16 protein-coding genes are annotated in these 18,115 nt (G+C 70.5%); 9 read left to right on the top strand and 7 right to left on the bottom strand.

What is annotated here, in order from left to right:
• Positions 1-306 precede the first annotated feature (306 nt).
• Both ACZ7M7_RS23260 and ACZ7M7_RS23255 read right to left on the bottom strand, forming a co-directional pair.
• Complete coding sequence (locus ACZ7M7_RS23260; RefSeq protein WP_472119898.1) at positions 307-1,092, bottom strand: ABC transporter permease; 786 nt, start codon at positions 1,090-1,092, stop codon at positions 307-309.
• Position 1,093: 1 nt separating this feature from the next.
• A complete protein-coding gene (locus ACZ7M7_RS23255) occupies positions 1,094-2,002 on the bottom strand; it encodes an ABC transporter substrate-binding protein (RefSeq protein WP_472119895.1) in 909 nt (302 codons plus the stop codon).
• A 168-nt stretch (positions 2,003-2,170) separates the two neighbouring features.
• Here ACZ7M7_RS23255 and ACZ7M7_RS23250 point away from each other — a divergent pair, with 168 nt between their 5' ends.
• The gene (locus ACZ7M7_RS23250) at positions 2,171-2,473 is read left to right on the top strand and encodes a hypothetical protein (RefSeq protein WP_472119892.1); all 303 of its coding nucleotides are present in this window, start codon (positions 2,171-2,173) and stop codon (positions 2,471-2,473) included.
• Positions 2,470-3,741, top strand: a complete 1,272-nt coding sequence (locus tag ACZ7M7_RS23245) for a cytochrome P450 (protein ID WP_472119889.1) — start codon at positions 2,470-2,472, stop codon at positions 3,739-3,741. Before ACZ7M7_RS23250 ends, ACZ7M7_RS23245 begins: the two co-directional genes overlap by 4 nt.
• Before the next feature lie 28 nt (positions 3,742-3,769).
• Here ACZ7M7_RS23245 and ACZ7M7_RS23240 read toward each other — a convergent pair whose 3' ends face one another.
• The 3 genes from ACZ7M7_RS23240 to ACZ7M7_RS23230 form a co-directional block, all read right to left on the bottom strand.
• On the bottom strand, positions 3,770-4,957 hold the full coding sequence (locus ACZ7M7_RS23240) for a damage-control phosphatase ARMT1 family protein (RefSeq protein WP_472119886.1): 1,188 nt from the start codon (positions 4,955-4,957) through the stop codon (positions 3,770-3,772).
• A 31-nt stretch (positions 4,958-4,988) separates the two neighbouring features.
• Positions 4,989-5,636, bottom strand: coding sequence for a ScbR family autoregulator-binding transcription factor (locus tag ACZ7M7_RS23235; RefSeq protein WP_383604097.1), 648 nt, complete (start codon positions 5,634-5,636; stop codon positions 4,989-4,991).
• Positions 5,637-5,707: 71 nt separating this feature from the next.
• Positions 5,708-6,649, bottom strand: a complete 942-nt coding sequence (locus tag ACZ7M7_RS23230) for a ScbA/BarX family gamma-butyrolactone biosynthesis protein (protein WP_472119884.1) — start codon at positions 6,647-6,649, stop codon at positions 5,708-5,710.
• A gap of 179 nt (positions 6,650-6,828) precedes the next feature.
• Between ACZ7M7_RS23230 and ACZ7M7_RS23225 the strand changes: the two genes are divergently transcribed.
• A complete protein-coding gene (locus ACZ7M7_RS23225; RefSeq protein WP_472119882.1) occupies positions 6,829-7,506 on the top strand; it encodes a ScbR family autoregulator-binding transcription factor in 678 nt (225 codons plus the stop codon).
• Between the two features lie 120 nt (positions 7,507-7,626).
• Here the strand turns inward: ACZ7M7_RS23225 and ACZ7M7_RS23220 are convergent, their stop codons facing one another.
• Positions 7,627-9,432 carry a S8 family peptidase gene (locus ACZ7M7_RS23220; RefSeq protein WP_472119880.1) on the bottom strand — a complete coding sequence of 602 codons (1,806 nt, stop codon included), beginning with the start codon at positions 9,430-9,432 and terminating at the stop codon, positions 7,627-7,629.
• A gap of 424 nt (positions 9,433-9,856) precedes the next feature.
• On the opposite strand from ACZ7M7_RS23220, the gene ACZ7M7_RS23215 reads away from it, so the two are divergent.
• Positions 9,857-10,801, top strand: coding sequence for a lytic polysaccharide monooxygenase (locus tag ACZ7M7_RS23215; protein ID WP_472120265.1), 945 nt, complete (start codon positions 9,857-9,859; stop codon positions 10,799-10,801).
• 18 nt (positions 10,802-10,819) lie between these two features.
• On the opposite strand, the gene ACZ7M7_RS23210 is transcribed toward ACZ7M7_RS23215, so the two are convergent.
• Positions 10,820-11,461, bottom strand: coding sequence for a Tat pathway signal sequence domain protein (locus ACZ7M7_RS23210; protein WP_472119878.1), 642 nt, complete (start codon positions 11,459-11,461; stop codon positions 10,820-10,822).
• Positions 11,462-12,129: 668 nt separating this feature from the next.
• Between ACZ7M7_RS23210 and ACZ7M7_RS23205 the strand changes: the two genes are divergently transcribed.
• The 5 genes from ACZ7M7_RS23205 to ACZ7M7_RS23185 all read left to right on the top strand — a co-directional run bounded on the left by ACZ7M7_RS23205 (position 12,130) and on the right by ACZ7M7_RS23185 (position 18,111).
• Positions 12,130-12,822 (top strand): DUF6230 family protein, encoded by a 693-nt coding sequence (locus ACZ7M7_RS23205; RefSeq protein ID WP_472119875.1) that lies wholly within the window; start codon positions 12,130-12,132, stop codon positions 12,820-12,822.
• Positions 12,822-13,238: a DUF6114 domain-containing protein gene (locus ACZ7M7_RS23200; RefSeq protein ID WP_472119872.1), complete on the top strand. Its 417-nt coding sequence runs from the start codon at positions 12,822-12,824 to the stop codon at positions 13,236-13,238. The genes ACZ7M7_RS23205 and ACZ7M7_RS23200 overlap by 1 nt, the downstream gene beginning before the upstream one ends.
• A gap of 219 nt (positions 13,239-13,457) precedes the next feature.
• Positions 13,458-14,261, top strand: coding sequence for an SAM-dependent methyltransferase (locus ACZ7M7_RS23195; protein WP_472119869.1), 804 nt, complete (start codon positions 13,458-13,460; stop codon positions 14,259-14,261).
• A 242-nt stretch (positions 14,262-14,503) separates the two neighbouring features.
• Entirely contained in the window at positions 14,504-15,496 is a 993-nt protein-coding gene (locus ACZ7M7_RS23190) for a substrate-binding domain-containing protein (RefSeq protein ID WP_451175062.1), read from the top strand.
• A gap of 191 nt (positions 15,497-15,687) precedes the next feature.
• A complete protein-coding gene (locus ACZ7M7_RS23185) occupies positions 15,688-18,111 on the top strand; it encodes a sensor histidine kinase (RefSeq protein WP_472119866.1) in 2,424 nt (807 codons plus the stop codon).
• Positions 18,112-18,115 lie beyond the last annotated feature (4 nt).

Below are 18,115 nucleotides of genomic sequence, written 5' to 3'. Positions count from 1 at the left end.
AGCCACCCCGGCCCCCGGAGCAGATGGACGCCGTGGGCCGGGAGCCGATGGGCACCCCGTACCCGGGAGCAGGTGGGCAGGACACGGGCGTGGCCACCGGCCGGGAGACGGGCGCGGCGACGGCCGGGCGAGGGGGCACGCCACGCACCCGTGTCAGGCGCCGTCGGCCCCGCAACCCACGCACCCCAACCGCCAACCCCACGACCACAGTCCCCCAGGCCGCCGCCCCCAGCCGTCCACACATCGGCCCCCACCCCCGTCTCACCACAACCACACCCAACACCCGCCACCGCACACCCGCCCCGTTCACCCCACACCCCGCCGCCCCGGCGTCCACGGAAACAGCCGTCGCTCTCCCCACACCAGCACCCCGTTGATGACCAGCCCCAGCACGCCCGCCCACACCACTCCGGCCAGCACGTCCCGCGTGCCGTCCGTGGCCAGTCCTGCCTGGGCGATGAAGATGCCGAGGCCTTCGCCGAAACCGGAGAGGATCTCCGTGGCGACGGCCAGGATGAGGGCGACCGCCGCCGAAATGCGGATGCCGGCGGCGATGAAGGGGGCCGTGCCAGGCAGCTCGACGCGCAGGAGGACGGCGAGGCGGCCGAAGCCGAAGGCGCGGAGGGTGTCCTTGGCCAGGGGGGCGGTCTCACCGAGGCCGTAGACGGTGTTGAAGAGGATCGGCCAGACCGACGCGTAGGTCACCAGCGCGACCTTGGTTTCGGTGCCCGAGCCGAGCAGCAGGGAGACCAGCGGGATCAACGCGACGGACGGCAGCGGCCGCAGGAACTCGACGATCGCGCGGACGGCGGCGTCGACGACCGGCACGCTCCCGAGGACCAGCCCGACCGGCACGGCGATGGCGCAAGCGAGGCCCAGGCCGAGCACCCAGGCGAGCAGGGTGGCGCCGATGCCGTCCAGGAAGACCGGGTCGCCCGCCAACTCCACCGCCCGTGCCAGGACTTCGGAGGCGGGCGGAAGATAGTCGCGCCGTACGAGCCCGGCGCGGGAGACCGCCTCGCAGGCGCCGACGGCCAGCAGCACTCCCAAGGCGCCCAGCGCGAGCTGTTCCTGACGGCCTTTCAATGTCACGTCACTTGACGATCAGCGTCGCCGGATCGATCGGCTTCTTCAGCATCCCCTGCTTCTTCATGAGATCCGTCAGCCGGGTGAGCTGCGCGGCGTCCATGGTGGGCGGAAAGAGGGGCAGGTCGATCGACTCGGCCTGCTTGTCGGTCACCTTGGTGTAGGTCGGCAGGGTGTCACGCACGACGGACGGATCTTCCTCGGCGATCCGCACGGCCGCCCTGATGGCCCGCTGAAAGGCCGCCAGCGTCCTGCCGTTCCCATCGGCGAACTTGCCCGTGCTGATGTAGCCGCTGAGAGGGATCGACTCCACCGGCGCGGACGAACCGTCGATGAGGACCCTGGCCTTCAACTCGTCCTGAATGGCGCTGTCGTAGGGCTCGACCGCGTGCACGGCGTCGACCTGTCCCTTGTCCAGGGCGGCACCCATCTGCGGGAACGGAATCGCCCGGTAGACGGGGCGCCCCACGCCCTGCGTCTCCAGGATCTCGTCGAAGGTGAGCGACTGGACGTTGTTGAGGACGTTGACGGCGAGCTTCTTGCCCCGGAGGTCGGCGACGGTCTTGATGTCCGAGTCCTCGGGCACCAGCACCTCCATCATGCGCGGCGCCGCCCTGATGGCCTCGGCGACGATCCGGATGTCGAGGGTGCCCTTCTCGTGGGCCTGGAGATAGGTGACGTAGTTCGCGCTCGCGACCATGTCGATCTGGCCCTTGGCCAGGGCCGGCAGCGCCTGGAGACTCTGCTGTATCTGCTGGATGCGGACGTCGAGGCCTTCCTTCTCGAACAGGCCACGGTCCCGCGCGATATAGAGGGCGGCACAGTCGATCAGCGGCAGGGCGGCCACCGTCACGGTCTCCCGCCCGCCGGCGCCGGACGAGGAGTCCCCATCGTCCCCGCAGGCCGTGATCGCCATCAGCATGAGGGTGGCCGCGGCGGCAGCGACTGTCCTTGTTCCCGAGCGCAATTGACGTAAAGCCATGACGACATGACTAGCAAGATTTTGACATGATCACCACATGCGGCATGGGAACCCGGACACGTCAGTCTGTCGGTCTTCACCGATATAGGCCACCTTGGTCGCATGACCTCCTTCACGCTCCCGCACGAGCTGCACGGCGAGGGTGCCCACAAGGTGATCGCCGGGCACGGCTGGTTCGCCGATCGGTCCGCCCACGTGGGTGTCCTGCCGGGCCTCGACCGTACGGAGTTCACCTGCGCCCCCCGCGCCGGGCTGCACGAACTCACCGCGGCCGGCCTCCCCCACGCTCGGCTTCGCTCGAGCGGGGGCACCCCCATCGCCATGGACGAGACCCCGCTGGAGCTGATCCGGGTGGTCGAGGACTTCCTGCGCGCGGACGGCCCGCACGAAAGCGAGCAGGCGTGACGGCCCACCACGCACCCCCCGTCCCCGACGTCCCCGACGTCTTCGACCCCCGGCAGTACGCCACCGGCGTCCCCCACGACGCCTATCGCATCCTGCGCGATCACCACCCCGTGGCCCGGCAGGACGAACCCGAGGTGCTGGGCTGGCCGGCCGGTCCCGGGTTCTGGGCGGTGACCCGGCACGCCGACGTCGTGCGCGTGCTCAAGGACTCGGCGACGTACTCCTCATACATCGGCGCGACCCAGATCCGGGACCCCGACCCGGACGACCTGCCCTTCATCCGCCGCATGATGCTCAATCAGGATCCGCCGGGACACGGTCGCTTGAGGCGGCTCGTGAGCCGGGCCTTCACCCCCGGCCGGGTGGACCGTTTCGCGAGGATCGCCCGGACGCGCGCCCGCACGCTCCTCACGCACGCCCTGGAAACGGCCCGAACGGCGGACGGCACCGTGGATCTGATCACCGCCGTGACCGACGACTACGCCCTGCTCAACCTGGCCGACCTGCTGGGCGTGCCGGAAGCCGATCGCAAGCTGCTGCTGCACTGGACGCAGCGGGTCATCGGCTACCAGGACCCCGACGAGGCGGGCACCCCGGTGCTCGACGCACAGGGCAGGCCGGTCAATCCGCGGTCGCCCGCGATGCTGCGGGACATGTTCGGGTACGCCCGGCAACTGGCCGCGCACAAGCGGCGCTACCCCGACGACGACGTCATGACCACCCTCGCCCACGACGCCGAACTCGCCGGACCCGAACTGGAGATGTTCTTCTTCCTGCTCACGGTGGCGGGCAACGACACCGTCCGCAGCGCGGCGCCGGGCGGGCTGCTGGCGCTGGCGGAGCACCCGGAGTCGTACGAGCGACTACGCACGGGCCATGTCGAACTGCTCTCCGCCGTGGACGAGTTGCTGCGCTGGCATCCCCCGGTTCTCACCTTCCGCCGCACTGCCGCGCAGGACACGGAGCTCGCCGGCCGGCTCATCCGTGCGGGCGACAAGGTGGTCGTCTTCCACGCGTCCGCCAACCGTGACGAGCGGGCTTTCGCCGACCCCGACCGGCTGGATCTGTCCCGCACGCCCAACCCGCACGTGTCCTTCGGTGACGGCCCGCACGTCTGCCTGGGCGCCCACTTCGCCCGGCTCCAGCTGCGGGTGCTCTACCGGGAGGTCCTGCGGGTACTGCCCGTCCTCAGGACCGCAGGAGAGCCAAAGCGGCTGGTGTCGAACTTCATCAACGGGCTCAAGTCCCTGCCGGTGCAGCTCGGTTGAGCCGAAGCGATTCGACGGCGCGGCGTCGTCACGTCCGCACCTGGATCAGCGCGTGCGTCCCGCCAGTCCGCCACTTCTGCCCCTCCGCCGCCACCAGCGCCGCTTCCGTGCGGGCGTCCAGGCCCGTGATCACGTCGGACTTCAGGGTGCGCAGGGCGGCCACCGGGCCGGGGAAGTAGGCGGTGACGTCGGCGAACGGTGTGGTCGGCGGCCAGCGGCGGTCGCCGACCAGGCGCCGGTAGTTGAGGTCGCCCTTGACGATGGTGAGCATGGCCGCGGCCAGCTCGTCGCGGAGGTCGCCGGGCATCGCGGTGTACGGCAGCGGGGCGCACGAGAAGGGGTGGGCGCGGACGGTGAGGCGGCCGTCCGTCATCGCCGACCAGAGGACCTGGCCGTACGTCGCGGCCACGCCCGGCGCAGCCGTCAGCCGGCGCAGCGCGTCGAGCACGTCGGCGTGCGTGGCGTCGGAGACGTAGTACGGGTACGCCTTGATGTGCAGGACGGCCCGGCCGATCCGCCCCTGGGTGAGGAGGTGCGCGACGAGGAGCAGGTCGGGGACGAGCTCGCGGCCCGCGTTGTCGGCGATCAGGCACAGGGTGGCGGAGCCGGACGGCGGGAGCAGGGACCAGAGGGTGTCGCTGTCGTCGGCCACGAGGGGCGGGGTGTCCGTGGATGCCTCGTCGTGTACGGCCGACAGGCGGAAACCGAGGTCGGCCCGGTTGCCCCACAGGGAGCCGTGCAGCAGGGCCCGGTCCTGTTCGTCGGCGGGCCGGTCCGCGAGGTCGTCGAGGGCGGCGAGCTCCTCGTCCGTCTCCCGGGCCTCGAGTTCCGCCGTCTTGGAGGGGCGGAAGGGGTCGATGCCCTGCCAGGGTCCTGGGCTGAAGTACCCGACGGATTCGAGGAGTTGGCGGTAGAAATAACTCTCGGACCACAGCCACGGTACGTCGAACCAGGACCTGCCGGTGTGGGCCTCGGCGTCCCAGGCCGTCCAGCGGTCCCGGTCGTGCGCGTCGGCGGGCAGCGCTTCGATCACACCCTTGGTGCAGCTCGCGAGGAGCGCGTCCAGCGCGCGGTGCTGCTCGGGGCCGTAGGGGAAGGACTCCCGTACCTGCCGGATGATCGCGGGGTGCCGTTCGGCGAGGACGCTGTGCGGGAACGAGCCGGGTTCGTTCCCGAGGAGCACGGGCGCGGGCGGGGTGTCGGACCTCTCGGGCATACGCGTCACCGTATCGCGCGGGTCAGGCGTGTCATACGGGTCTGATCTCCCGCTCCAGCTGTGTCGTGAGGGTGAGGTAACGGGCCCGGCGGGGCACCGGGACCAGGCCGCGGATCATGATGTGCCACATCTCCGCCACCCTGCGGGGCTGGCGGGCGACGGGTTCCAGGGAACGGCCGACGACGCGGGTGCCGACGAAGAAGCACACGAGGGAGTTGGCCGCGGCCTCGGCGTCGATGTCCGGGTGCAGGTCGGACTCCTTGGCGGCGCCGAGGAATTTGCGGGTGGTGATGTCCAGCAGCTCGGTGAAGGGGTGCCGCAGGGGCGGCCGTATCACCACTCCCCCGGTGGCGAGGCGCAGACCGGCCCTGGGGATGGGGCCCTCGACGGACAGCCGCGCGATGCCGAACGTCGTGCGCATCAGGGCTTCCAGTGAGGTGTAGCCCCGGCCGTCCATCTCCGCCGCGACCTGACGCGACGCGCGGGACTGGAGCTCCATGATGGCCTGGGCCAGGTCCTCCTTCGCCGCGAAGTGGAAGTACAGGGCGCCCTTGGTGACTTGGGCGTACTCGACGATGTCGCTCAGACTGGTTGATTCATAGCCGTGACGGTCGAACAGTTCGGCGGCGGCCGTGAGGATCGTGGTGCGGGTCTGTTCCGCTCGTAACTGCCTCGCCATCAGCTGAACTCTCCTGGGGCCGGAAAAGAACGGGTCGCGCCGTTTGTTTCTTACTCCCCGTACACGATAGCTCAGCCCTCCTCGGTGCCCACCCCGCACTCGAAAACCGTCGACTTTCCCTGCCGTCCCACGACTTGCACATCGGTGCCGTTCGCACCCGGCTCCCCCACGGCCTCGATCCAAAGAGGCAGGTCGAGTTCGGCGTACTGGTGGAAGACGGCATGGAAGGAAGCAGGCCTGCGCGGGGATTTCCGGTTCCTGGCCCGGATGGCCTGGCGGACGGCCTCCAGCAGCAGCATGCCGGGCACATGATCAAGTGGGTGATCAAAGAAAACAGCATGGCCGGTATCGACTCGCAGCTGCCATCGGTCGGGGGCCTCGGCCGGCGCGAGGACGACGTCCGCGGACAGGGCGCGGTCCACGGCCGAGGGCGGCAGAGCGGGCGGGACGGGCAGCACGGACACGGTGGCCGCGGTGCGCCCGCCGCGCAGTCGGCGGTAGACGGCCGCGCTGGTCCAGGTGGCGGCCACGTGTGCGGTCCCGACGCGCTGGTCGCCGAGCCGTATCTCCGCGTCGTAGCGGAATCCGGCCGGGCGGCCGCCGCGGCGGGTGACTTCGGAGACCGTGATGTGGAGGACGGGTTCGGCGGGCGCCGGGCCGATGGCCAGATGCTCGGGACGCGTGGTGATCCGCAGTTCCGTGAGCACGAACTGGTGGTCCAGCGGGACTTCGTAGCCGGTGTGTGCGATGAGCGTGCCGGCCTGGCGGACGGTCTCGGCGACGAGCAGCGGCTCGTATGCCAACCGGTCCGGCGACACGTGTAACTGGTGAGCGCGCGGCCATTCGGCGAAGACGGTGAACCGGTCCGCTTCGGTGCTGGTCGCACCGGTGAGAAACGTTTCCGCGACCGAGGCACGGTGGACGAGCTGGCGAGGTACGGTGGCGGTCAGGCCTTGCGGTGCCACCGGGGTCTCAGTGAGCGGAGTCGTGGCGAGTTGCCGCGGATGAGGCATGTCCCCTCCTTGGGTCCCCCCGTGTGTGCGCTGACAACGGCGAGGTGCCCGTGCCGCGAGCGTTAGAGTACGAGGCGACCGGTTTGTTTTCAATGCGGCCTTGGGTCGCCCGGCCGTGCCCGAACCGCTCCGGCGCACGCCCGGCGCACAGGTCGACTCGGCGCAGCGGAGGGGCTGTTATGGCGAGGCAGGAGCGCGCCATCAGAACGCGGAGGGTGATTCTGGAGGCCGCGGGCGCGGTTTTCGACGAGCACGGGTACGCGGCAACGACCATCTCGATGGTCCTGGAGCGGGCCGAGGTCACGAAGGGCGCCCTGTACTTTCACTTCCCCTCCAAGGAATCCCTCGCCCAGGCCGTGCTGGACGAGCAGATGCCGTTCGGCGTGGTGCCTCCGCAGCCGTGCAAGCTGCAGGAACTCGTCGACATGACCTTCGTGTTCGGGCAGCGGCTGATCGGCAACTCCCTGCTCAAGGGCAGCGTGCGGCTGGCCGTGGACCAGAACGCCCCGCCCGGTGTCGACGACGCCGGGCCGTTCCGGCAGTGGGCGGACCATCTGGTGGGGCTGCTCGAACAGGCCGGTGACCAGGGCGAGTTGCTGCCCACCGTGGTACCGCGGCAGACGGTGGAACTGCTGGTCGGGGCGTTCGCGGGGCTCCAGTTGATGTCCCTGGCGCTGACCGATCGGGAGGATCTGGCGGAGCGGATCTCGGTCCTGTGGGGGCACATCCTGCCGAGCATCGCGGTGCCGGGTCTGCTGACCGCTATTGACCGCGAGCCCGACCGTGGGCTTCGGGTGCTGGCCGCTCTCGGCGAATCCGTTGTCGAGCAGACCGACATGGACCTGTCCGTACGTTGAGCGCACAGCCACCGACCGGAGTGACTGTTTCCGTCACTCCGGTCGGTGCCGTAACGATCGGCGGGCCGGCCGATGCCCCATCCGCACCGGCCGGCCCGCCCGCTTGTGGTAGCCGTTCGCTCAGAAGGTCAGCTTCCAGCTGTTGAGCCGGCCCGTGTCCTGGGCCGCCGTGTCCTGGACGCGCAGCTTCCAGGTGCCGTTGGCGGTCTCGCTCGAGGCGTTCACCGTGTAGGTGGCGCTGACGTTGTCCGCGGAGTCCGAGGAGCTGGCGGACTTCAGGCGGTACGTCGAACCGTCCGGGGCCACCAGGTCGATGACCAGGTCACCGCGGTAGGTGTGGGTGATGTCCACGCCGACCTGGAGCGCCGAGGGGGCGCTGCCGCTGCGGCCGCTGACGGCGATGGCGGACTCGATCGCGGAGCCGTTGTCCGGGATGGAGACTGCGGACGTGCTGGAGAGGGTGGTGCCCCCCGTGGAGCCGCCGCTCACCGCCTGCACCGTCTTGGTCGCGTCCGCCAGGCCGGCACCGCAGCCGCCCGAGCAAGTGCCGGGCAGAGTACGCGAGTTGGTCTTGATCGCGGACTCGATCTGCGCCGGGGTCAGCGACGCGTTGGCCGACTTCATCAGCGCGGCCAGGCCCGCGACGTGCGGGGCGGCCATGCTGGTGCCCTGGTAGTACTCGTAGCTCTCGGAGGACGGGCCCTGGGCGCCGGAGTTCAGCGTGGACAGGATGCCGTTGGCCGTGACGGAGTTGGTCTCGCCGCCCGGAGCGGCGATGTCGACCACCGAGCCGTAGTTGGAGTAGTAGGAGCGGTTCCCCTGGCGATCGGCGGCCGCCACGCTGATGACGTTGCTGCAGCTGGCCGGCGAGTAGTTGGCGGCGTTGGCGTTGCTGTTGCCCGCCGCGACGACCACCGTGGTGCCGCGGTTCACGGCCGCGTTGATGGCGCTCTGGGTCGCGGTGGTGCAGGCGCCGCCCCCGCCGAGGCTCATGTTGATGACCTTGGCGACGTTGGCGTTGGCCGGGACGCCGGAGACCGTACCGCCGGACGCCCAGGTGATGGCGTCGATGATGTCGGAGTCGTAGCCGCCGCACTGGCCGAGGACCCGCAGCGGGGAGACCTTCGCACCGTGGGCGATGCCCGCGACGCCCTTGCCGTTGTTGGTGACCGCGGCGATGGTGCCCGCGACATGGGTGCCGTGCCACGACGACGGCGAGGCCTCCCAGTCGGCCGCGCACTGGCCGTCGGTGGTCCAGTCGCCCGTGTCGGCCGGGTTGCCGTCACGGCCGTTGCCGTCGTTGGAGACCGCGGTGTCGGAGATGAAGTCGTAGCCGCCGACGATGTTGGCACCGAGGTCGGAGTGGGTGACGTAGCCGGTGTCGATGACGGCGACGGTCACACCGCTGCCGGTGGCGACGTCCCAGGCGCCCGGCACGTTCATGCCCGCGGTGGACTCGAAGAGGTCCCACTGCTTGGCGTACTCGGTGTCGTTGGGCGTGGCCAGCGGCTTGTTCAGCCGGTCCGGTACGACGTAGGCGACCTGCGGGTCGGCCCGGTACTCGGCGACGACGTCGGCGACGTCCGTCCTGGTGAGGTTCTCACCGAGGTCGACGAGGGCGGCGCCGGAGCCGAGGCGGCGCTGGAACTCGAGGTCCTCGCCTGCCTCCTTGCCCTTGGCGGCGGCGTCGGACTCGGCGGCCTTGTTCGACTTGGCCTCGGCCGCACCGGACTTGTAGCCGACGATGAGGCGCTCGGCCGTGGTGCCGGGGGCGGCCTCGGTCTGGGCCGTCGGGACGGGGGCGGCGGCTTCCTTGGTGGGGGAATCCTGGGCCACGGCGACCGTGGTGGTGGCGGCCGTGAAGAGCGCGGCGGAGACCGCGGCGACGGATATCAGCTTCCGTCTGAGGGGTGTGGAGGTACGCAAGGGCTTGCCTTTCGTGGCCGGCCGTACTCCGGGCAGCGCGGAGCGGCGGTCGATTCGCTTCGTCCTCGAAGCGGCGGGGGGTCCACCGGGTGGGCAGGTGGGGGCAATGCGGCAAGGCGGGGAAGTGCAACGAACGCAGGTGGGGCAGTGCGTGGTGCGGGGGCGCGGCGGCCGGCCTGGCGCGAGCTAGGCCCCGTTCGGGGTTACCTGTGGGGCGGCTGTGGTCGAACGATAGGCAAAGAGCTGGTCATCCGGATACAGGGGAAACCCTCGATCCGGCCGGAAACCCACCCTCTACGTCGCATGGTTGACCGGTATTAGTGGACTTTGCCCGACTCGTCACGCAGTGAACGCGCCGGGCCGGTTTCCCGTACTGCACGAGGACACTTCCGCACCGGCCGAGGAGACGTTCCGGATGTCCCGGATGCCCTGGATGAGATCGCACCGCACCGCCCTGACGGCCGCCGCCGTCACGCCGTTGCTGCTCACGGTGTGGGCGGCGGGCCCGGCCCGTGCGCACGGTGCGCCGACGGATCCGACCAGCCGCGTGTACGCCTGCTCCCCCGACGGCGGCAGCGCGTCCACGCCCGCCTGCCGGGCGGCGATCGCCTCGAACGGCGCGCCCTTCACGGCCTGGGACAATCTGCGGATCGCGAACGTCAACGGCCGGGACCGGCAGGTCGTACCCGACGGACAGCTGTGCAGCGGCGGACTGCCCGCCTACCGGGGCCTCGACCTCGCCCGCGCCGACTGGCCGTCGACCCGGCTCACGCCGGGGTCCACCCTGACGATGCGGTACGTGTCCACGATCCCGCACACGGGCACCTTCAAGCTCTATCTCACCAAGCCCGGCTACGACCCGACCGAGCGGCTCGCCTGGTCCGATCTCGCGGAGCAGCCGTTCGCGGTGGTGAAGGACCCGGCGCTGACGAACGGGGCGTACCGGATCCGGGCCACCCTGCCGTCCGACCGGACCGGGCGCCATGTGCTGTACACGATCTGGCAGAACAGCAGCACGCCGGACACCTACTACTCGTGCTCGGACGTGGTGTTCCCGCAGGCGCAGAAACAGGGCGGCGAGGACTCCTCGGCGCCTTCGCCGGGTAAGGGCGAGGGCTCCGCGACGGCTTCACCGAGCGAGCGTGACAAGCGCACGGACAGCAGCCCTTCGCCGGCTGCCGAACAGCGCACGTCCCAGCCGCCGTCGCAGACCCCGGTGTCCGCGCGACCCCAGAGCGACAGCACTCCGGTGGCCTCCGGCACGGGCACCGGCTCGGGGCCGTCCACCCCCGTGCTGGCGGGCGGCGCCGCGGCGGTGCTGGTGCTCACCGGCGGCGCCGCCCTCGTCCTGCGTCTGCGTCGGCGGTGAACCACCGCCGTACGACGGTCAGTTGACGTTGACGGCGAGGCCCGAGCTGGTCACCGGGGCGTACTTGGCGGTGAAGTAGGCGTTGCTGAAGCACAGCGACGAACCGGACGTCTTGGTGAACGGCTGGTTGGTGAAGGCGATGCTGTTGTCGGCGTTGCTCGCCGTGCCGGAGAGGCCGGGCGCCTGATAGACGCAGGTGATCGTGCCGAGCAGGGTGCGCAGCTTGACCGTGGACTGGACGGCGAAGCCCGCGGCCGGAGTCACGGTGACGGTGCCGTCGGAGGACACGCTGGTGGTGTACGGCAGGTTGTCGACGGTGATGCCGCTGACGCCGAGCACACCGGTGACGTTGGCGGTGCAGCCGCTGGTGTCGAAGGTGTGGGAGGTCAGCGATTCGGTGGCGGCGCCGGGGGCGGCGGGGTTGTCGGTGACCGTGGCGGAGAACGCCGACTTGGTGCAGGAGATGCCGCTGGTGCCGGTCGCGCTGGAGTAGAAGGTGGCGGCGGTGCCGCTCGCCAGGGAGGCGTCGAGCACGGCGCCGACCGCGACCGCCGCCCCGTCGGTGGTGGTCAGTACCGGGGTGTCGGCGGCCGAGGCGGGGACGGCGAGCCCGAGGGCTGCGACGGTGCCGGCGAGGGTGAGGAGGGTGCGTACGCGCATGGGGGTGTACCTCGACTTTCGTTGCGGGGGTGTGCCCTGAGGGCAGCTGCGCGGCTCAGGGGGTTCCGGTGGGGGGCTCGTTCGCGAGTCGGTGTGCGCCGTTGCCGGTCCGTGACGCCTTCTCCGTACGACACGGACCGGCAACGACAGCCGACCGGTGGCCGGCCGGAGACCGTGGGGAGGGCTCCGGACGGACCGGGCGGGGAGGGCGTCCGGCACGGACCGAGGGGGAAGCGACCGTGACGGCGCCGCGGAGTGATCTCGCGGAATGTGAAGGACATCAAGTCCGGGAACGCGGGCCACGGGCCACGCGACGGCGGATCCGGCGCCACGGATCCAGGGGGGAGCCAGGGAGAGTTGTAGACCTGAGTGTCAGTCAACGTCAAGGCATTGCAAGGGAGTTGATGACTCTCGTCGGCACTTTCGGAGGCCTCCGAGGGAGTCACGCGGGAGGAGAACTCACAGGTGACGCACAATCAACACTCTTTTCCCACAACTGCCTTGACCCTCAGGTGTAACCACCGGTAACTTCCGGGCTGGCTACTGCGGAGTACGAGAAAGCCCTTGCATCCGCCGGGAGTTGCGAGGGGCGTGCGCCGTGGGCGCTGTCCGCGCCAGGACAACGTGCCACTGATGCCCTACCCGCACTTTTGCATCTGGGAGCAGTTATGGCCTCGTCCTCGGACGTCACCTCGTCCGCCGACCACACCCCCGAGAACCCGGAAAGCGGTTCCGTGCCGGCAGCATCCGAACCCTCCGACGGCCCCGTCAGACGCGGGCGGGTCCGGGCACGCCGGGCAGCCGTGATGGCGGTGCCGGCCACCCTGGTCGCCGGTGCTCTCGCGGTGCTCACCGCCGAGGGCGCGCTGGGCGTGCAGTTCGCGATCTCCGGCATGCCCTTCACGGTCACCGCGACCGAGCTCAACGGCACCGGGTTCGAGCAGTTCGGCGGCCTCGACACCATGGCGCCGGGCAGCCCCAACGAGGGGGACACCGGCGGCCAGGTACTGGTCGTCACCTCCGCGATCAAGAACGCGACGCTCACGAAGCTGTGCCAGAGCGTCGACCTCGGCGGCACGAACCTGCTCATCACCGCGGGCAGCGGAGCGGAGAAGGTGAGCGCGAGCGATCTGACCACCGACTCGACCGAGCTGTCGGGTGACGCGGCGTTCAACAACATCGAGATCGGCAACGACGCGAGCACCTTGACCAAGGCCGGGGTGAAGGGGCCGATCGGTGTCTTCAGCCAGCAGGCGGACACCGTGCGCATCGCCAATCTCCGCCAGACCAACTACGCGACCACTGCTGGCGTGTTCAAGCTTCCGGGGCTGAAACTCGGCTTCAGCAGCAAGGGTTGCTGATGGCGCGGCGTTCGGGTTTCCGGTCGGCCTTCCGTCGCTGGCGGGCCGACCGGCCGTTCTGGGGCGGGGTGTTGCTCGCGCTTGGCGGGGCGGAGATCCTGCTCACGATGAAGGCGTCCATGAAGGTCGTGCTTCATGTCGGGATGCAGGGGCTGGCTGGGTATCTGCTGCCTGCGCTGATGCTGCTGCTGGGGCTGTTGGTCCTGTTCAATCCGGCTCAGCGGCTCTTCTACTCGATCACCGGGGTGCTGGTTTCCCTGGGGTCCTGGCCCACCTCCAACCTCGGAGGCTTCTTCGTGGGGCTCCTGCTGGGGGTCGTGGGGAGTTGCCTTGTCTTCGGCTGGCTGCCGGATCAGGAACCCCGGCGCCGCCGGCAGCGACGGGGGGAGGGCGCTGCGGTCACGGGCGTTCAGTAGGTCGGGGAGCCCGCCTGAACCGGGTTCTCCGGCCTGCGGCCGGTGTCGTGACGCCGGAGCGCCGCAGGGGTCCGGTGAGGTTCGGCGGGTGGGAGTGCGTGATGGGCTGGTCGCGCAGTTCCCCGCGCCCCTAGGTTGGTGCACTGACCGCCAACTTCCCGCATTCTCCGGGTAGTTGCGGGGTGAACCAGCCCGAAGTCCATGTTGCCCGGAGGCACCGTGTCCGCCGACCGTATCGATACCGAGACCGCACACTCCGCCCGGATCTACGACTACATCATCGGCGGCAAGGACCACTACGCCGCCGACCGGGAGGCGGGCGACGCCATGGTCCGGGAGTGGCCCGCACTGCCCGTTCACATGCGGGCCAACCGGGACTTCATGAACCGGGCCGTGCGGTATCTCGCCGAGGAGGCGGGGATACGGCAGTTCCTCGACATCGGGACCGGGATTCCGACCTCGCCCAACATCCATGAGATCGCGCAGTCGGTGGCCCCCGAGGCCAGGGTCGTGTACGTCGACAACGATCCGCTCGTGCTCGCGCTGTCGGAGGGGCTGATGTCCGGCACGGCCGAGGGCAGGACGGCGTACGTCGAAGCGGACATGCGCGACCCCGCCGCCGTTCTCGACGCCCCGGCCTTCCGCGACACCCTCGACCTCGGGGAGCCGGTCGCGCTCACCGTGATCGCGATCGTCCACTTCATGCTGGACGAGCACGACGCCGTGGGGATCGTCCGGCGGCTGCTGGAGCCGCTGCCCGCCGGGAGCTACCTGGCGATGTCCATCGGCACCGCCGAGTTCGCGCCGGACGAGGTCGGCCGGGTCGCCCGGGAGTACGCGGCCCGGGGCATGCCGATGCGGCTGCGCAGCCTCGCCGAGGCCGAGGAGTTCTTCACCGGTCTGGACCACGTGGAGCCCGGCATCGTCCAGGTCCACAAGTGGCGTCCGGACGGCACGGGCACCGAGGTGATCCGCGACGAGGACATCGCGATGTACGGGGCGCTCGCCCGCAAGGCGGGTTGACCCGGTTTGCGAGCGCAAGCAGTGCGGGCGGGCCGGTCGGCCGCCCACCCTCCGGCCAGCGGTTCATCACGATGTGGGAGCAACAACTCACGCGTTGTGGTTGCACACTTGACTACCGGTGGTCACACGCGATTGGCTCCGCCCCAGCGAGAGTTCACCCGGTCGGCGAACCCCCCGGTCGACGCCGGCCGTCCTCTCGTTCGTTCCTACGGCTCGGCCGCACAGCGAGGTGCCGCACCCTCATGAAGACCTCACCCCCCTCCCCCTCTTTCACTCGCGTCGCGGCCCTCACGGCCGCCACCTGTCTGCTGCTGGCCGGCTGCTCCGCCGGCGGGTCCGACGAGGCGTCGGACGCGGACGCCGCGGGCTCCTCAGGACTGAAGGTCGCCCTCATCACCCACGGCGGCGAGGGCGACGCCTTCTGGGAGCTGGTGCGCAAGGGCGCCCAGGCAGCGGCCGCAAAGGACGGCATCGATCTGACCTTCGCGAGCGACTCCGACCCGGTCGGCCAGGCCGGGTTGATGCGCGACGCGATCAGCCGGAAGGTCGACGGCATCGCGGTGACCCTGGCCAAGCCGACGGCGATGACAGGTCCCGTCGCCCAGGCGCGGGCGGCCGGCATACCGGTGGTCGGCCTCAACTCAGGTATAGACGACTGGCAGTCCGCGGGCCTGGTCGGCTACTTCGGCCAGGACGAGAGCGTCGCGGGCCGGGCCGTCGGCGACAAGCTGGACGATCTCAGGGCCAAGCACGCCCTGTGTGTCATCCACGAGCGCGGCAACGTCGCCCTGGAGGCGCGCTGTGCGGGCGTGAAGAAGTCCTTCGGCGGCGAGACCGAGAACCTCTACGTGGACGGCACCGACATGGACGCGGTGACCGCCTCCGTCGCGACGCGGCTCAGACAGGACCCGAGCATCGACGAAGTCGTCATGAACGGCGCGCAGTTCGCGCTGGCCGCGGTGAAATCGGCCGAGGAGGCCCGTTCCAAGGCCCATGTCGCGACCTTCGATCTCAACAAGGACCTGGTCAAGGCGGTCCAGGCCGGGGACGTGCAGTTCGCGGTGGACCAGCAGCCGTATCTGCAGGGGTACCTCGCGGTGGACTCGCTGTGGCTGTACAGGACCAACGGCAACACCCTCGGCGGTGGCGAGGCGCCCGTCCTCACCGGACCGGCATTCGTGACCAGGGCGAACATCGCCTCGGTCGCGAAGTTCGCCGCCAACGGAACCCGGTGACCGGACAGTTCCCCCGACGGTGTCGCCAAAGATTCGGTCACGCGTGACCCGTACGCTCACTTGTACGGATAGCATCCAGCGCATCCCCTGTGACGTATCGGACACGCCGCCACCCCTGGCGCTCGTCCCGCTTTCCGCTTCCGCGCTGACCCCGCCCGCTCCCACCCTCCGCTGATCGCCCTAGGACGACAATGTCTCCACGGACAGGTCCCCGGCGCCGCCTCGGCTCCATCCGTCTCTCCCTGATCCTGCTGGCCCTGGTGCCCAGCGTCACGCTCGCCGCCGTCTGGAGCGTGACGACGATCCAGATGTTCTCGGAGGGCCTGGGGCTGCGCTCGCAGACCGGGCTGAGCAAGTCGACCGGGGCCATGGGCACGGAGGCCACGCTCGCGCTGCAGCAGGAGCGCAGCTACTCGGCCGTATGGCTGGCGTCCCGGCAGGAGGAGGCCCGCAGCGCGCTGGACGAGCAGCGGCAGAAGACCGACAAGGCGGTGGCGAAACTCCTCTCCCAGTCGGACGCGATCCAGCAGGCACCCTCCCGGATCAAGGACCGGCTGTACTCGGTGGTCGCGTCGGTGAGCAGTCTGGAGTACTACCGGGGGCAGGTGGACAACCCCACCGACATCACCGCCGTACAGGCGCTCGGCCAGTACACGTCGATCATCGACGACCAGATCCACGCCTTCCAGGAGCTCTCCCAGGTCGACGACGGCGACCTCACCTCGCAGGCCGGTCCGCTCGTCGCGCTGGAGCACGCGGCGGAACTGGTGTCCCGGGAGGACGCGCTGCTGACGCTGGCCTCGCCGTCGCGGACGATGGACGAGAAGTCGTGGACCGAGTTCGCGGAGCTGGTGAACACCCGCCGCTGGCTCGTCGAGGACCAGATCCTCCCCTCGCTCACGGGGAGCGCGAAGTCGGAGACCGAGCGGATCCTGGGGAGCCCGCAGTGGGGGACCCTGGAGACCGTCGAGGACCGGGTGCTCGCGGCGCGGTCGACGGCGCGCGGGGACGGGGACATCTCCGTCCCGGACGCGCAGAAGGAGTGGCGGGCCGCGCTGGTCAAGGTCTCCGACGAGTACGAGGTCCTGATCCGGCAGCAGACGACCGCGCTGCTGCAACGCAGCGGCGACAACGCCCGCGGCCTGCTGATCAAGGCCGCCTCCCTGAGCGCGGGCGGTCTGGTCGCCCTGCTGGTGTGCGTCTGGATGTCGTGGCGGATCACGCGCTCGCTGTCCCGGCGCTTGCACGGCCTGCGCGAGGCCACCCTCGGTCTCGCGCAGGAGCGGCTGCCCGACGTGGTGGCGCGGCTGGAGCGGGGCGAGAAGGTCGACGTGGAGCTCGCCACCCCGCCACTGGACTACGGCCACGACGAACTCGGCCAGGTCGCGAAGGCCTTCAACACCGCCCAGCGCACCGCCGTGCACACCGCCGTCGAACTCGCCGACACCCGGCGCGGCTTCCAGAAGGTCATCCTGGGCATCGCCCGGCAGAGCCAGAACCTGGTCAACCTCCAGCTCACCAAGCTCGACGCGCTGGAGCGCGCGCACCAGGACCCCGAGATCCTCAAGGGCCTGTACGAACTGGACTCCACAGCCAGCCAGTTGCGTCGCTACGAGGAGAACCTCGTCATCATCAGCGGCGAGCGGCCCGGCCGCAGCTGGAGCGAGCCGGTCGCGCTGATCGACATCCTGCGCAGCGCCGTCGGCGAGGTCGCCGAGTACCAGCGGGTCGAGGTGCAGACGGAGGAGGAGGTGCACCTGGCGCCGCCTGCCGTGGCGGACGTCATCCATCTGCTGGCCGAGCTGATCGAGAACGCCACGCTGTACTCCCCCGCGCCCGCGCCGGTCGGGGTGCGGGCGGCGATGGTGGCCAAGGGCCTGGCCGTGGAGGTCGAGGACCGTGGGCTCGGCATGTCCGAGGAGGACTACGACTCCTTCAACGCCCAGCTGGCCGAGCCCCCGCAGTTCGACGTGGTGGCCCTCGCCGACGACCTGCGGCTCGGCATGTTCGTGATCGCCCGGCTCGCCCAGCGGCACGGCATCGCGGTCACCCTGCGCTCCTCGCCGTTCGGCGGCACGACGGCGATCGTGCTGATCCCGCACGACGTCGTGGTGCGGGACCTGCCGGCCCCGGAGCCGGACGAGGTGGAGCACTCCGGTGCCGCCGAGCCGGAGGAGCCCGTACGGGATTCCCGCCCGGTCGTCCCGGCCCGCGACTCGGCCGCCCAGGAATCCTCTTCGGCCTCCGCCCCCGCCACGCGCCCCGACGGCGGCCTCACCGCGCTGCCCCGCCGGGTGCCGCAGACCAGCCTGGCCGCCGAACTGCGCGAGGAGGCGCGGCCCGCCGAGGACAACGGCTACGACGACTTCACCGCGGAGCGAGCCGCCTCCTCCCTCGCCTGCTTCCAGCGGGGCACGCTCCAGGCGCGCGACGACAGCGGCGACGAGACCGCGGACCCGCCCGAGCCGGCCGCGGACCAGCGGATCCCGGCCGCCCGCCGGACGCTCGACGACGTCGCCCCCGAGGAGCCGCCCGCGGCCGACGGCGCCGATGCCGCTGCCCCCTCCGCGGCCTCCTCCCCCACGTCCTCCCCTTCGCCCGCCGACCGCTCATGAAGGA

This window comes from Streptomyces sp. NPDC111606 (assembly GCF_055656945.1).
Note: the sequence above shows the minus strand (reverse complement) of the source record. Positions and strands in the feature narration are given on the sequence as shown.

Excerpts from the sequence above, each read along its gene's own strand:
- ACZ7M7_RS23190 (WP_451175062.1), top strand. The coding sequence starts at position 14,504 with ATGAAGACCTCACCCCCCTCCCCCTCTTTCACTCGCGTCGCGGCCCTC.
- ACZ7M7_RS23255 (WP_472119895.1), bottom strand. The coding sequence starts at position 2,002 with ATGGCGATCACGGCCTGCGGGGACGATGGGGACTCCTCGTCCGGCGCC.
- ACZ7M7_RS23240 (WP_472119886.1), bottom strand. The coding sequence starts at position 4,957 with ATGCCCGAGAGGTCCGACACCCCGCCCGCGCCCGTGCTCCTCGGGAAC.
- ACZ7M7_RS23225 (WP_472119882.1), top strand. The coding sequence starts at position 6,829 with ATGGCGAGGCAGGAGCGCGCCATCAGAACGCGGAGGGTGATTCTGGAG.
- ACZ7M7_RS23185 (WP_472119866.1), top strand. The coding sequence starts at position 15,688 with ATGTCTCCACGGACAGGTCCCCGGCGCCGCCTCGGCTCCATCCGTCTC.
- ACZ7M7_RS23210 (WP_472119878.1), bottom strand. The coding sequence starts at position 11,461 with ATGCGCGTACGCACCCTCCTCACCCTCGCCGGCACCGTCGCAGCCCTC.
- ACZ7M7_RS23205 (WP_472119875.1), top strand. The coding sequence starts at position 12,130 with ATGGCCTCGTCCTCGGACGTCACCTCGTCCGCCGACCACACCCCCGAG.
- ACZ7M7_RS23215 (WP_472120265.1), top strand. The coding sequence starts at position 9,857 with ATGCCCTGGATGAGATCGCACCGCACCGCCCTGACGGCCGCCGCCGTC.
- ACZ7M7_RS23235 (WP_383604097.1), bottom strand. The coding sequence starts at position 5,636 with ATGGCGAGGCAGTTACGAGCGGAACAGACCCGCACCACGATCCTCACG.
- ACZ7M7_RS23230 (WP_472119884.1), bottom strand. The coding sequence starts at position 6,649 with ATGCCTCATCCGCGGCAACTCGCCACGACTCCGCTCACTGAGACCCCG.
- ACZ7M7_RS23200 (WP_472119872.1), top strand. The coding sequence starts at position 12,822 with ATGGCGCGGCGTTCGGGTTTCCGGTCGGCCTTCCGTCGCTGGCGGGCC.
- ACZ7M7_RS23250 (WP_472119892.1), top strand. The coding sequence starts at position 2,171 with ATGACCTCCTTCACGCTCCCGCACGAGCTGCACGGCGAGGGTGCCCAC.